Source organism: Nocardia sp. CDC519, assembly GCF_059509835.1.
Genome location: NZ_CM183377.1, coordinates 6,337,641 through 6,351,101 on the forward strand (window position 1 = coordinate 6,337,641; position 13,461 = coordinate 6,351,101).

General features: G+C 68.4%; 18 protein-coding genes. 11 read left to right on the forward strand and 7 right to left on the reverse strand.

The features are described 5' to 3' along the window. Positions 1–30 precede the first annotated feature (30 nt). From AC5W7N_RS28900 to AC5W7N_RS28910, 3 genes are read left to right on the forward strand one after another with little or no spacing between them, the layout of a single operon-like run. Positions 31–810 carry a purine-nucleoside phosphorylase gene (locus tag AC5W7N_RS28900; protein ID WP_495922744.1) on the forward strand — a complete coding sequence of 260 codons (780 nt, stop codon included), beginning with the start codon at positions 31–33 and terminating at the stop codon, positions 808–810. Continuing rightward, positions 811–2,319, forward strand: coding sequence for a phospho-sugar mutase (locus AC5W7N_RS28905; protein ID WP_495922746.1), 1,509 nt, complete (start codon positions 811–813; stop codon positions 2,317–2,319). Further along, positions 2,316–2,522: a hypothetical protein gene (locus AC5W7N_RS28910; RefSeq protein ID WP_495922747.1), complete on the forward strand. Its 207-nt coding sequence runs from the start codon at positions 2,316–2,318 to the stop codon at positions 2,520–2,522. Before AC5W7N_RS28905 ends, AC5W7N_RS28910 begins: the two co-directional genes overlap by 4 nt. Positions 2,523–2,536: 14 nt before the next feature. Here the strand turns inward: AC5W7N_RS28910 and upp are convergent, their stop codons facing one another. Then, positions 2,537–3,160 (reverse strand): uracil phosphoribosyltransferase, encoded by a 624-nt coding sequence (upp, locus tag AC5W7N_RS28915; protein ID WP_195020682.1) that lies wholly within the window; start codon positions 3,158–3,160, stop codon positions 2,537–2,539. 146 nt (positions 3,161–3,306) lie between these two features. Here upp and AC5W7N_RS28920 point away from each other — a divergent pair, with 146 nt between their 5' ends. From AC5W7N_RS28920 to AC5W7N_RS28940, 5 genes are all read left to right on the forward strand, one after another. Beyond that, positions 3,307–3,624, forward strand: coding sequence for a type VII secretion target (locus AC5W7N_RS28920; RefSeq protein WP_014349299.1), 318 nt, complete (start codon positions 3,307–3,309; stop codon positions 3,622–3,624). A gap of 4 nt (positions 3,625–3,628) precedes the next feature. Next, positions 3,629–4,753: an NlpC/P60 family protein gene (locus AC5W7N_RS28925; RefSeq protein ID WP_163813839.1), complete on the forward strand. Its 1,125-nt coding sequence runs from the start codon at positions 3,629–3,631 to the stop codon at positions 4,751–4,753. After that, positions 4,750–5,100 (forward strand): hypothetical protein, encoded by a 351-nt coding sequence (locus tag AC5W7N_RS28930; protein ID WP_036533558.1) that lies wholly within the window; start codon positions 4,750–4,752, stop codon positions 5,098–5,100. Before AC5W7N_RS28925 ends, AC5W7N_RS28930 begins: the two co-directional genes overlap by 4 nt. Before the next feature lie 76 nt (positions 5,101–5,176). Next, positions 5,177–5,524 carry a YbaB/EbfC family nucleoid-associated protein gene (locus AC5W7N_RS28935; RefSeq protein WP_195020681.1) on the forward strand — a complete coding sequence of 116 codons (348 nt, stop codon included), beginning with the start codon at positions 5,177–5,179 and terminating at the stop codon, positions 5,522–5,524. Between the two features lie 26 nt (positions 5,525–5,550). Beyond that, positions 5,551–6,804, forward strand: a complete 1,254-nt coding sequence (locus tag AC5W7N_RS28940) for a SatS C-terminal domain-containing protein (RefSeq protein ID WP_163813837.1) — start codon at positions 5,551–5,553, stop codon at positions 6,802–6,804. A gap of 28 nt (positions 6,805–6,832) precedes the next feature. Here the strand turns inward: AC5W7N_RS28940 and AC5W7N_RS28945 are convergent, their stop codons facing one another. The 6 genes from AC5W7N_RS28945 to AC5W7N_RS28970 form a co-directional block, all read right to left on the reverse strand. Further along, positions 6,833–7,552, reverse strand: a complete 720-nt coding sequence (locus AC5W7N_RS28945) for a hypothetical protein (RefSeq protein ID WP_195020680.1) — start codon at positions 7,550–7,552, stop codon at positions 6,833–6,835. Between the two features lie 159 nt (positions 7,553–7,711). After that, a complete protein-coding gene (locus AC5W7N_RS28950; RefSeq protein WP_163813835.1) occupies positions 7,712–8,809 on the reverse strand; it encodes an adenosine deaminase in 1,098 nt (365 codons plus the stop codon). 111 nt (positions 8,810–8,920) lie between these two features. Further along, the gene (locus AC5W7N_RS28955; protein WP_195020679.1) at positions 8,921–10,210 is read right to left on the reverse strand and encodes a thymidine phosphorylase; all 1,290 of its coding nucleotides are present in this window, start codon (positions 10,208–10,210) and stop codon (positions 8,921–8,923) included. Positions 10,211–10,443: 233 nt separating this feature from the next. Beyond that, entirely contained in the window at positions 10,444–10,842 is a 399-nt protein-coding gene (locus AC5W7N_RS28960; protein ID WP_495924232.1) for a cytidine deaminase, read from the reverse strand. A 5-nt stretch (positions 10,843–10,847) separates the two neighbouring features. After that, positions 10,848–12,089, reverse strand: coding sequence for a tyrosine-type recombinase/integrase (locus AC5W7N_RS28965; RefSeq protein ID WP_495922750.1), 1,242 nt, complete (start codon positions 12,087–12,089; stop codon positions 10,848–10,850). Further along, entirely contained in the window at positions 12,086–12,433 is a 348-nt protein-coding gene (locus tag AC5W7N_RS28970) for a hypothetical protein (protein WP_495922751.1), read from the reverse strand. The genes AC5W7N_RS28965 and AC5W7N_RS28970 overlap by 4 nt, the downstream gene beginning before the upstream one ends. Positions 12,434–12,696: 263 nt before the next feature. Between AC5W7N_RS28970 and AC5W7N_RS28975 the strand changes: the two genes are divergently transcribed. From AC5W7N_RS28975 to AC5W7N_RS28985, 3 genes are all read left to right on the forward strand, one after another. Beyond that, entirely contained in the window at positions 12,697–12,897 is a 201-nt protein-coding gene (locus AC5W7N_RS28975; protein WP_495924233.1) for a hypothetical protein, read from the forward strand. Positions 12,898–12,962: 65 nt separating this feature from the next. After that, positions 12,963–13,082, forward strand: a complete 120-nt coding sequence (locus AC5W7N_RS28980) for a hypothetical protein (RefSeq protein WP_495924235.1) — start codon at positions 12,963–12,965, stop codon at positions 13,080–13,082. Between the two features lie 48 nt (positions 13,083–13,130). Further along, complete coding sequence (locus AC5W7N_RS28985; RefSeq protein ID WP_495922752.1) at positions 13,131–13,373, forward strand: hypothetical protein; 243 nt, start codon at positions 13,131–13,133, stop codon at positions 13,371–13,373. Positions 13,374–13,461 lie beyond the last annotated feature (88 nt).

The following is a 13,461-nucleotide window of genomic DNA, read 5'->3' on the forward strand; positions in this document are numbered from 1 at the left end:
GGGAGGTCGCGGGCCGATACAGTTGCCGTCATGCTTGCCGAACAGGCCGCCGCGGCGATCGCCGAACGGACCGAAGTGCCACGCCATCCCGTCGCGGTGGTGCTCGGATCGGGATGGCAGGACGCCGCCATGGAGATCGGAACGCCCACCGCGTCGGTGCCGATGTCGGAGCTGCCCGGCATCGCCGTACCCACCGCGCTCGGGCATGTGGGCATGGTGCATTCCATACCGGTCGGCGAGACGCCGGTGCTGGTGCTCATGGGCCGTCAGCACCTGTACGAGGGCCACGCCCCCGACGACGTGGTGCGTCCGGTGCGCGCCGCCATCGCCGCCGGCGCGCACACCGTGCTGCTCACCAATGCCGCGGGCGGTATCCGGCCGGGGCTGCACGTCGGCGAGCCGGTGCTGATCAGCGATCACATCAACCTCACCGGCCGGACCCCGCTGTCCGGCGCGACGTTCGTGAACATGGTCGACGCATGGGATCCGCAGCTGCGCGAGCTGGCCCGCCGGGTCGATCCCTCGCTCACCGACGGTGTCTACGCCGGCCTGTCGGGACCGCAGTACGAGACCCCCGCCGAGATCCGGATGCTCGCCACCGTCGGCGCCGATCTGGTCGGGATGTCCACCGTGCTGGAGGCCATCGCCTGCCGAGCGCTCGACGCCAGGCTGCTCGGCATCTCGCTGGTCACCAATCTGGCCGCCGGCGTCACCGGCGATGCGCTCTCGCACGCCGAGGTGCTGGCCGAGGGCCGGGCGGCGGCGCCGCGGCTGGGCAAACTGCTGCGCGGCGTGCTGGAGCAGCTGTAGATGCTGCGCTTCGGGACGGCCGGGCTGCGCGGGCCGCTGCGCGAGGGCCCCGACGGCATGAACGTGACCACCGTCGGCCGGGCCACCGCAGGCCTCGCGGATTGGCTGCGTGAGCGTTGTCTCGGCGGTGGCCGGGTGGTCGTCGGCCGCGACGCGCGCCACGGTTCGGCCGAATTCGCCACCGCGGCAGCCGAAATCTTCGCCGCCGCCGGTTTTCCGGTGACGCTGCTGCCCGAGCCCCTGCCCACGCCGGTGACGGCCTTCGCCGTCCGCGAGCTCGGCGCGGTGGCCGGAGTCCAGATCACCGCCTCGCACAATCCGGCCACCGACAACGGCTACAAGGTCTACCTCGACGGCGGCGCGCAGTTACTGGCGCCGGCCGATACCGAGATCGAAGCCAGGATCGCGACGGTCACCGAGCCGATCCCACGCGCATCGGTCGAACCCTCCGGCGCCGAGCTCGTCCAGCGCTACCTGGACCGGGTGAGCACGCTGCCGACGCTGATCGGTGGCCCCGGCGAGCGCACCGAGATCCGGATCGCGCTCACCCCGCTGCACGGTGTGGGTGGCGAGACCGCGCGTACCGCGCTGGCTGCGGCCGGTTTCACCGATGTGCACGTGGTGGACGAGCAGTTCGCCCCCGATCCCGACTTCCCGACCGTCGCCTTCCCGAATCCCGAGGAACCCGGCGCCACCGACCTGCTCGTCGCGCTGGCCGAACGGGTGGGCGCCGATCTCGCGATCGCGCTCGACCCCGACGCGGACCGGTGCGCCATCGGCGTGCCCGACGCCGACGGCAAGTTGCGGATGCTGCGCGGCGACGAAACCGGCGTGCTGCTGGCCGATTACGTGCTGCGCACCGCCCCGGCCGACAGCCTGGTCGCGACGACGATCGTGTCCTCGCGAATGCTGTCGCGGCTCGCACCGGCGCGCGGCGCGCGCTACGCCGAGACGCTGACCGGTTTCAAGTGGCTTGCCCGCGCCGGCGAGGGCCTGGTCTACGCCTACGAGGAGGCCATCGGCCACTGTGCCGACCCGGCCGCGGTGCGTGACAAGGACGGCATCTCCGCGGCCGTACTCGCCGCCGACCTGGTGGCGCGACTGAAGGCGGCCGGGCGGACGGTGCTCGACGAGCTCGATGCCTACGCGGTCGAATTCGGTGTGCACGCCGGCGATCAGGTCTCGTTGCGGCTGCCCGATCACGCCGGCGCGGCCGCGCTGCTCGGCCGGCTGCGCTCGGCACCGCCGCAGATCATCGCCGGGATGCCGGTGCGGATCACCGATTTGAGCACCGTGCGTGGCCGGATGCGCACCGACGCGTTGGTCTTCGAGGGCGATTCGGCACGGGTGGTCATCCGCCCGTCCGGGACCGAACCCAAGCTCAAGTGTTATCTCGAGGTGGCACTCCCGGTGTCCGACGCCGAAGGGCTCGCTGCCGCGAGAAACGCTGCCGCACAGCAACTGTCCCGTCTGCGCGAGTTCTGCTCCGCACTCCAAGAGCCGGCGTGAAGGATCGACACTGCACCCATTGCGGTGGGACGGATCTGCGTGCGGGCGTGCTCGAAACCGGGTGGGACGCCCCGCTCTGGGCCGGCACTGCCACCGATCCGGGCTGGCGCGCGGCGCTGAATCCGCGGCCCCGTTTCCGGGTCACCGCCTACCGCTGTGCGAACTGCGCGCACATCGATCTGTTCGCCGAGTCCGGAGACTGAACCTCGCGCACACCTCAGCGTGGGCCGAATTGCCGATCCCCCGCGTCGCCGAGGCCCGGCACGATATAGGCGTCGGCATTGAGACCGGTGTCGATGGCCGCGGTGATCAGCTGCACCGGCAGCCCGGAATCCTCCAGCACCGCAACCCCTTCCGGCGCGGAGACGACGCACAGCGCGGTGATGTCGGTGGCGCCGCGACCGGCCAGCAGTTCCAGGGTGTATCGCATGGAGCCGCCGGTGGCCAGCATCGGATCCAGCACGAACACCGGTATCCCGGCCAAGTCGGCCGGTAGCGATTCCAGGTACGGCACCGGCTGGTAGGTGCGTTCGTCGCGGGCGATGCCGACGAACCCGACTCGCGCATCCGGTATGAGTGCCGCAGCGGCATCGACCATTCCGAGCCCGGCCCGCAGCACCGGCACCAGCAGCGGCGGCTGCGCCAGCCGCGCCCCCTGGGTGACGGTGATCGGCGTGTTGATGTCGAACCGGGTCAACGGCGCGTCGCGCAACGCCTCGTAGATCAGCAGGCCCGTCAAGTCCCGCAACGCCGAACGAAAGGCCGAGTTGGGTGTGCGCTCGTCCCGCAGAACGGTCAGCAGAGCCGCGGCGAGCGGGTGATCCACAGTGTGCGTACGCATGAAGGAACGATAAAGTCGGATCAGGGTTCGCCGCCGTAGTCGCCGAAACTTTTTTCCGACGATCTGGAACCGATCGGCGGATCGCTGCGTCGAATCAGGTAGATGACATACTCTGCCCGGAAACGAAGACGATGGGGGAAGCTCTGATGAAGAGGATCTCAGCGGATACCGAGGGCATCGCCGCATACGGTGCCACCGCCGGGGTGATGGCGGGCGAGCTCGCGGCGGCGGGAGCGGGAGCCGCCGGTGCGGGCCCGGCGCTACTGGGTCCGATCTTCGGTCTGATCGGCGGTGATTTCATGGCCGCCTATGCCGCCACGCACGCGGGGCACGTCGCAGCGATCGGCCAGCTGTCGGCCGTGGTGTCGAGCATGAGCACCGCCGCGGTGGGTGCGGCGGCCAATTACGACAGCACCGACACCGATATCGCCGACTCGCTGCGGACCACGTCCGCCGAAGGGTGAGCCGGTGATCGACATCAACGTGCTGGCGAAACCGATCTTCGATCTGCTCGCCAGTTTCGGTACCGGTGTGCTTCCCGTCGGCGGCCCCGGCGACGCACTGCGCACCACCTCGACAGCGATCGACCAGGTGCACGAGCTCGGCCGCAACAGCATCAACCAGATGAACAGCGTGTGGGACGGCAAGGGCGCCGACGCGGCGACCTCGAAGGCCCTGCGCGTGCAGACCAGCGCCGCCACCATCTCCGACCGCGGCAACGAGATGTCGACGGTGGTCGGTCAAGCCGCGGCCGAGGTCGAGACCGGGCAGAAAGACCTCACCGCCATCGCGCAGTCCTTCGTCGATACGGCCGTTGCCGCGGGCCCGACGCTGACGACGCCGGTCGGGCTGAGCATGCTCGTCGGCTCGGCCATCGACCATCTCGGCCAAGCCCTCGGCGTGGTCGGCCGGGTGCAGAACGAGCTGTCCACGCACACCGCTTCGATGCAGCAGCTGGCCCCGCCGCCGTCCACCGCGCCCGCGAGCGTGGCCGCGCCGATCAGCGCCGCCACCTCCGGCCTTGGTTCGATGGCCTCGGGAGTCATGGGCACCGCGGGCTCGATGCTCAGCACGGTGATGAGCTCGCCGTCCACCAGTTCGGGCTCGCGCAGCAGCACCTCCACCGGCCGCACCAGCACCAGCTCGTCGTCGAAGTCCGGCTCCGGCAGCACCAGCAGCGGCAAGGCCACCGGTGAGGGCGTCATGATCACCCTGCCCGACGGCAGCCAGGTCGAGGCGCCCAACGAGAAGGCCGCGACGGCGGTGAAGGCCGCGATCGGCGCGGTCGGCACGCCCTACGTCTGGGGCGGCAACACCCCGGGGGCGGGCATCGACTGCAGCGGCCTGACGAAATACGCCTACGGCGAGGCCGGCGTCGAACTGCCGCGTCTGGCGCAGGAACAGCACATCGGACACACCCAGGTGTCCCCCGGCGACCTCATGCCCGGCGACCTGGCGGTCTGGGACGGCCACGTCGCCATGGTCGTCGGCAACGGTCAACTCGTCGAGGCCGGTGACCCGGTCTCCATCAGCGCGATCCGAACGGAGAACTTGGACATGGAGTTCTACGGCTTCTACAGGCCCACCGAATGAGCGAACAGCCGACGCCCGCCATCCCCAACGTCACGGTGGCGGCCAGCAGCAACCGATCCGGCACCATCTCGGTCCGGGCCACCGACCAGGGGATGCCGGTGGAGATCAAGTTCGAGCGCAGCGAATATCGTTACGGCGCACAGGCTCTCGCCGCGGAGATCCTGCGGCTCACCCAGCGCTCCACCGTGGCCGCGAAGGCGAGGCGCCGCGAGGTGCTCGCCGAATCGGGTATGCCCGACGACATCCTGGACCGGCTCGGACTGCCCACCCGCCAGCAGGCGGTGGACGAGCTGGACCGCATCGACGATGCCGACACAGGACAGACGAGCTGGATGAGGCCGGTATGAGTGAGCGAAGCGAGCGAACCATGAGCACAGCTGCCCAGGCAGTCATGGCGGCGCCGAGCGCCAGCGAGGTGACGGCATGAGTGCGGAAATGGATGCCCTGGTCGCCGGGGCCACGCAGAAACTCGAGGCGCTCGAGGCCGCGCTCTACGGCCTCAAGCAGGTGCGCGGGCGGTTCACCACCGAAGATGGCATGGTCAGCGCCGAGGTGAACAGCGACGGTGCGCTGGTCGCGCTGTCGCTGGCGGAAACGGTCACATCACTGCCGCCGGCCGAGGTCGCCCAGCTCATCATCTGGGCCTGCAGGCAGGCCGCCGAGGACGCCGGCGGGCAGCGGTCGAACGTCGTTGCCGCACTGAACGAGTCGTTCGCGCCCGAGTCGCAGACCGCCACGGGCACCGTTGGGGCCAGCCCGGATAGTGCCTGAGCCGGAAGCTCGATAGGCTTCGGCACATGGCTTCTGGAGACATCGTCCCGATCGAGCTCGGTCTGACCGACGGCGATCTCGTCACACTGTGGGCACCGCGCTGGCGTGACGGCGACGACGAGTGGGAGGCGTTCCTCGGCCACGAGGACGCCCTCTACGGTTTCGAGTCCGTCGCGGAACTAGCGGCGTTCATCCGGACCGATTCCGACAACGATCTGGTGGACCATCCGGCCTGGAAGGTCGTGGCCGGGTTGTCGGCGGTGGAACTGGAGCCGGAGGACAACTTCACCTTCGACCTGATCGGGGTTCCCGAGCTGGTCGCGGGCGATCCGGACGCCGAGATCGTCGCCGAACTCGAGGACACCCTCGCCATGGTGCGCAATATCGGCGAGGTGTGCGAGCTGGAGGTGGTGACCAAGTTCTTCGGCTCGCATCCGGTGCTCGGCGCGCTGCCCAGCGGCATCAATGCCTTCGTCGGCCGCGACGGTGAGGAACTCTGGGATCAGATCGGCGCCGCCATCGCCAAGGACTGGGACGCCGTGGTCGATGCCATCGACTCGGTGGTGCAGACCCCCGATGTGGACGCGGACGCGGTCGCGGTGGCCGAGGCCGAGCTGCTGGCCGCCGAGGAGAACGTCGTCGAAGCCGACGACGCGGCCGACGCCGACACCGATTACGAACCGGTCGACCTCACCAAGGACGACGACGAAACCGAAGACGACGAAGAGGACGAATCGTTCTGGACCGAGGTCGGCATCGACCCGATCAAGATCGTCACCGGCGAGGGCACCTACTTCACGCTGCGCTGCTACCTCGACGACGAGCCGATCTTCCTCGGTGGCAAGGGCTCCATCACGGTGTTCAACTCCGAGCGCGCGCTGGCCCGCTACCTCGCCGACGATCACGAACACGATCTCGCCCGGGTCAGCACCTTCGGTGACGTGCAGACCGCGGCCGTGGACGGTTCGCTCGAGGTCGAGGTCACCGATGAGAACGTCTACGTGCTGCCGGGGCTGGCCGAGGATCTCGGCGACGGCCCCGAATCGGTCGATATCGAACAGCTCGACCTGGCCGTCGAGCTGTTCACCGATGCCGCCGACTACGCCGACGACGACACGGTGGAGCAGGGCCTCGCCCAGTCCACACCGCTCGGCTGGTACGTCTCCTACCTGCTGAACCCCGACCCGTCCCGGATGGCGCCCAACCCGCCGTTCACCGCCGAGGCGAAGGCCTGGCGGGAGTTGGAACGCAACTTCGAGTCGCGGCTCGACCCGCAGTGATCCGCCCCGGCCGGGCCGGGCGTGGGTATCACGCCCGGTTCAGCCGGATCCAGATCTGCTCGGCCCGCCCGAGCAGGCGTCCGCCGGTGCCGTAGACGGCGGTGGAGGCGAACGATTTGCGGCCCTGTTCGCCCTGGTCGGCGCCGACCACGACGCACTTCTCCCCCACCTCGGGCAGCGCGAAGACGTTCGCCGTCATCGAGCCGAGCAGCGCCGGGCGCTGCAGCATCTCCGGCAACGCCCAGCCGCCCGGACAATCCATCGCGGCCCACAGCAGCGTCGCGTCGATCGGCAGCGAATCGCCGGGCACCCAGGGCGCGGCGACCATCCCCGCCCGTACCGCGCCGGGCGCCAAGCCGAGCCCGTCCTGGCGGGCGGTCCCGCAGACGAAGCAGTACCGGAACATCTCGCTGTCGTTCCGGTAGGCCGCCGAGGCCGCGTCGGCGTCGTCGAAGGACACCGTGTCCGGAACCGCGCGCTCGAATCCCCCGGGCGCCGCTTCGGCGATGACGGTGTCGCCGTCGTACAGCCCGCCGGTACGCAGCACCAGCGGCACGTCCAGTGGCGCGGGCGCCCGCAACGTCACCCGAACGGGCGCTGCCGCGGCCGAGGCGGTCGCGTCCGGCCCGCTCGAGGCGTGGGACCGCGCAGCGGCACCACAGTGGTGTGCGACCAGGCCGGCCACATAACCACCATTGCCGGAGCCGGAAGGACCATTGAATCGGGCAGGGATCCGCAATTCCGTCACGATCTCAAACTAACCCCTGCCCGCCACGGCTACCGGGACGCTCCCGGCGGCCGGCCATGGAACAGCCGCTCGAGAAATCGACCAGCCGCTCAGAAGCAGCGGATCCGGTCGCCCCGGCCGATCAGCATCGTGGTGCCGTGCGCACCACGCCTCCCGGGCTCACCCCAGCAGGACCGCGTATCCCGGCTTGATGATGTCGTCGATGATGCGCAGCCGATCCGGGAACGGGATGAACGCCGACTTCATCGCGTTGATGGTGAAGCGCTCCAGGTCGCTCCAGCCGTACCCGAAGGTATCGACCAGTTTCAGCATCTCCTCGCTCATGGTGGTGTCGCTCATCAGCCGGTTGTCGGTATTGACGGTGACACGGAAGCGCAGCCGGGCCAGCAGATCGAAGGGGTGCTTGTCCAGTGAGGGCACCGCCCCGGTCTGCACATTCGACGACGGACACAGCTCCAACGGGATGCGCATATCGCGCACATAGTTCGCGACCACACCCAGCCTGGCTTCCTCGACCGCGCCGGGGACGTGGATATCGTCGGTGATGCGCACGCCGTGGCCGAGTCGATCGCAACCACAGAACGCGAGGGCCTCGTGAATGGATGGCAGCCCGAACGCTTCGCCCGCGTGGATGGTGAAGTGGGCGTGATTGGCGCGCAGGTATTCGAAGGCGTCGAGGTGGCGGGTCGGAGGGTAACCGGCCTCGGCGCCCGCGATGTCGAATCCGCCGACGCCCTGGTCGCGGAACCGCACCGCCAGTTCGGCGATCTCCCGCGAGCGGGCCGCGTGCCGCATGGCCGTCAGCAGGCAGATCGCCACGATGGGCGTGCCCGCCGCTTCCGCCGCCGCCATCCCCTCACGCAAACCGGCCAGCGTGTGCTCGACCACCTCGTCGAGAGTCAGGCCGGCTTCCAGATGCTGTTCGGGCGCGAAACGCACCTCGGCATAGACGACGCCGTCGGCCGCCAGATCCTCGACGCATTCACGAGCCACTCGGCGCAACCCCTCCGGGGTCTGCATCACGGCCACGGTGTGGCTGAAGGTTTCCAGATAGCGTTCCAGCGACCCGCTGTCGGCGGCTTCCCGGAACCAGGCGGCCAAGGCGTCGGCGTCGGTGGCGGGTAGCTGGTCGTAGCCGCAGTCGGCGGCGAGTTCGAGCACCGTGGCGGGGCGCAGACCACCGTCTAGGTGATCGTGCAGCAACGCCTTGGGCGCTTGGCGGATCGAGGCAAGGGTCAACGGCATCGGTCCAGTCATGTCCTGACGGTAGCCGGACCGGATCGAATCGGCAGCGGAGTCGGCACGTGGCGACTATCTCGTTGCGTGCGGGCGGCAGGCCATCCGGCCGGTCGCCTATCCCGTCGCCGATCATGCCCCGATCCGGTCGAGGAACAACGTCGGTGCCACGGCCTCGCCATCCTTCTCGATCGTGACGGCACCGGTCACCGCCGACACTGCACCGGGCAGTGCCTCCGGCGTATCGGTGTGCAGCGTGCACAGCGGACTGTCCGCACGCACCCGCTCGCCCACGCGCACATGCAGTTCGACCCCGGCGCCGGCCTGCACGGGATCGCCCTGCCGGGCCCGCCCCGCACCCAGCCGCCAGGCCGCGATACCCACACCCATGGCATCGAGCCGGGTGAGCACGCCATCCCGGCCGGCCCGCACGGTCTCGGTGTGCCCGGCCCGCGGCAGCGGCGCGTCCGGGTCACCGCCCTGGGCCCGGATCATCGCCTTCCAGTGATCCATGGCCCGGCCGTCGGCGAGTGCGTCCGCCGGGTCGGCATCGAGACCGGCAAGGGCCAGCATCTCCCGCGCCAGCGCCAGGGTCAGCTCGATCACATCGGCGGGCCCACCGCCGGCCAGCACTTCGACAGCTTCGGCCACCTCGAGCGCATTGCCCGCGGTGCGGCCGAGCGGGGTGTCCATCCCGGTCAGCAGCGCGACGGTGCGCACACCCGCGTCCTCGCCCAGCTCCACCATCGTCGTCGCCAGCTCACGCGCCTGCTCGACGTTCTTCATGAACGCGCCCGAACCGACCTTCACATCCAGCACCAGCCCACCGGTGCCCTCGGCGATCTTCTTGCTCATGATCGAGCTGGCGATCAGCGGAATGGACTCGACGGTTCCGGTGACGTCGCGCAGCGCGTAGAGCCGCTTGTCGGCGGGCGCCAGATCCGCGCCGGCCGCACACACCACCGCGCCCGCGGCCGGGTCGGCGAGGATCTCGTGCATCCGGGGCACGCTGAGATCGGCCCGCCAGCCGGGGATGGATTCGAGTTTGTCCAGCGTGCCTCCGGTATGGCCGAGGCCGCGCCCGGACAGCTGCGGCACCGCGGCACCACAGGCCGCGACCAGCGGTGCCAGCGGCAAGGTGATCTTGTCGCCGATGCCTCCGGTGGAATGCTTGTCCACGGTGGGCCGGGGCAGATCGGTGAAGTCCATACGCCGGCCGGAGGCGATCATCGCCGCGGTCCAGCGCGCCGTCTCCCGCCGCGTCATCCCGCGCAACAGCACCGCCATCGCCAGCGCCGACATCTGCTCATCGGCCACCTCGCCCCGGGTGAAGGCATCGATCACCCAGTCGATCTGCTCATCCGACAGCTGCCCTCCGTCGCGTTTGGTGGTGATGATCGAAACCGCGTCCAGTGCCGTCATGCTCGTCAGTCTCGCAGCCACAGCGCCGGACCACAGCCCGACTCGCGTCTGCCCGACCGCGGGCCGCCATCCGCGCACATCGGTCCGCCGGGCACCCGCTGCCATCCGGCACCGGCCGCCGGAGGCCCACTACCACCACGCGGGACGGCCCGCTCGACGGCCTCCGGCAGGCACGGCAGCCGCGAGGCGAAGCGCACCTGATCGGCCAGGGCCCATTCGGCCGCCGAACCGAATCAGCGCTGCCCGGCGTCCAGATCGTCCGGGCCGAAGGCGTCCGGAAGCAGCGCGCCGAGCCGGACCGGGCCCCGCCGATGATCCACCAGCAACTCCGCACCGCCGAACTCGTAGAGCACCTGACGGCAGCGTCCGCACGGCATCAGGATTTCGCCCCGGGAATCGGTCACCGATACCGCCAGTAAGCGGCCCCCACCGGTGCTTTGAAAGTTACCGACGAGTACACATTCGGCACAGAGGCCCAGGCCGTATGAGACATTTTCCACATTGCAACCGGTGACGACCCCGGAATCGGTGAGCGCTGCCGCCCCGACCGGGTACCGCGAGTAGGGTGCGTACGCGCGTTGCATCGCTTGAAATGCCTGTTCACGGAGGGTTTTCCAGTCTACCTCGGGCACGTTGGTCACTCCCATTCGTCGCCGTCTTCGCGGTCGGCTGCGGCGTCCGCGTCGGGGTCGGGTTCGCTGTTTTGCCCGTTTATTGCCCGTTTGAGGCCGGAGTCAGAGATTTCGCGGGTCACTTCGTCGGTTTGCGGCCACAGCCGCGCGTACCGCTCGAGGGTGTAGGTGGAGTTCGCATGCCCCATGCGTTCCATCACCACCCTGACCGACGCGCCGCCGTCGATCAACACCGACGCGTAGTAGTGGCGCAGCAGATAGAACCGGAGCTTGGGCAGCCCGGCCTGCTCTCTGATCTTGACCCACTGCGACCACCACGTGTTGCGGTGCCAATGCTGGTCGCCGTCGAACCGGAACACAACCTCGCCCGGATCGGCGGGGTACTTCTTCATGTGGCGCGCCAACGCCTGCTCGACTTCCTTGCCGATCGGTATGCGCCGAGTCCCGAGTTTCGATTTCGGGGGCCCGAACCGAACCTCGCCAGATTTGAGTCGCCGCTGTTCCACAACGTGGATTTCGCCGCGACGAATCCGATTCTGGCGAAGTCCCAGTAATTCACCCGGCCGGAGCCCGGTGCCGGCGGTGACGATGATCTGTTCGCGGAACTTTGGAAATTCCTTTGCGGATTCGTACAGCCGCCAAACATCGTCGCGGGTGGGTAGTTCTTCGGGGTCGATGGGGGCGACCTCTATGTCGGAGCGCTTCATCTTGACCCGCCGCATCGGCGAGCGCGGTATCAGGTCCTCCTCCTCGGCGGCGTTGAGGATCATCGCCAGCACGGTGCGGCGTTGCTCGGCGGTGGTAGCCGCCAACGGTTTCGGTGCCCACGACCTGGTGGTGGTCAGAGCCTTGAGCCAGCTCCCGATCTGGTTACGGTCGAGTTCGAGCAGCAGGGTGTCGCCGAGTTCGGACTTCTTGATGTCGATGTTGATGATGGTTTTGTACTGACTGATGGTGTCGTCGCCGACGCCGGAATAGCCTTCGATCCAGTCGTCAGCCCACTCTGCGAGGGTCCACTGCCGGTCCTTCTTGTTGATGTAGGTGTTGCGGTGGATTTCGTCTCGGCGTTGCGCCAACCAGTGTGCGGCAGTGCCTGTCTCGTTGGCGCGGCCCTTCTTGGCGAAGCTCTTGGAGTCTTCGGGCTGGCCGGGCGGTTTGATGCGCGCGACGAACCGGACCGTTTCTTTGCCGGTCTTGGGGTTGACGTGGACGCGTTTCTGTATCCATCCCTCGGTGGCTCTGCTCATCGGGCGGCCTGCTGTAGCGCGCACATCGACCGGACGGTGGACAGGATCGCGGTCACGCAGTGGTCGGGTAGGTCTGCGGCTGTGTCGGGGATGAGGTCGACCAGTCGGGAGCGCCGGCGGCTGTCGAGTCCGAGGCTGGTTCCGATGGCGAGGAGGACGGTCTCGTGAGATACGCCGAGCGCGTTGGAGATTGCGACGACGGTGGCGGGTGTGGGGAAGGTGTTGAGGCCGCCTTTCGCGATTTGTTGCCAGCGGGCGGCGCCGATCTGGCCGCCGCCGTCGCGTTCTAGTTGGTCGTAGGTGCGGCCTGCTCGGGTGACCCGTATCAGCTCAGCCAGATCCATGTTCATCCCCGTCCCGTGGTTACCAAGCATGCGCTTGCCTACCTGATGAGTGCGGTCTGAATCGTGCGGTACCCGCACTTTTCAGTTCGGTTGCATTATCACCGATTATGTCGCGCCTACCCGCGGTTTGGAATATCCCTAGCGCCGGTTGACATTCCGACTGGTAGGTGAGCTAATAACCGGAAACCAGTCGTAGCAATTCGTTACCGGGGAGGTTGACGTTCACCGTGAGGCTGAAATCCCCCGCAGTGTTGCGGGCGTTGATGCACCAGTCCGGCCTCTCCACTCGGAGACTCGCGAAGGCCGCCCAACTTAGCCACCACAGCGCCATCGATCATTTGCTGTCGGGACGCCGGGACACCTGCCCGGACCTGTCGGCGGCGCGTATCGCGTCTGCGTTGGGCGCGCCGCCGGGGCTGCTGTTCGAGCCCGACCAAACCGACACGGAGTCGGCTGCGTCGTGAGCGACTGGATGACATGCGCCGAGCTGGCCGACCACTGGCAGGTGAGCCAGCGCGAGGTTCAGCGGATGGCATCGCGCGGGGAAATCACGCACATGCGGATCGGACGCCAGATCAGGATCAGCCGAAAGACTGTATCCGAGTACGAGCGCGCGGCGACACGGCATCGACGGACACAGCGTGCGTAACAGCTGTTACGCACACATGATGTGTCGCAAGTGTCGTAGCCTGCTTGAATGGCGAGTTTCGAGCCCGATGAGCATGCCGCGGAGCTATTGGCGCGGTTGCGCCATGCGTCAGAAGAGCTCGAGGAGGCCACCAGGAAACTGACCGAGAACCGCAACCGCATCATCATGGAGCTGTCCGAGATCGAGCCGAAAATCCCGCGCGAGTTGATCGCGGAGTCGGCCGGCCTCTCGCAGAACATGGTTTTCACGGTGATGCGTCGCGAGAAGGAGAAGCGGCAGCGCGGCGGTTGAAATCGAGTCGCCGATAGGTTGCCGAGCCGACTACAATGCATTAAAGTCGGTTACAGCGGGGAGACCACCGGACGGGCATCCGGTGGTC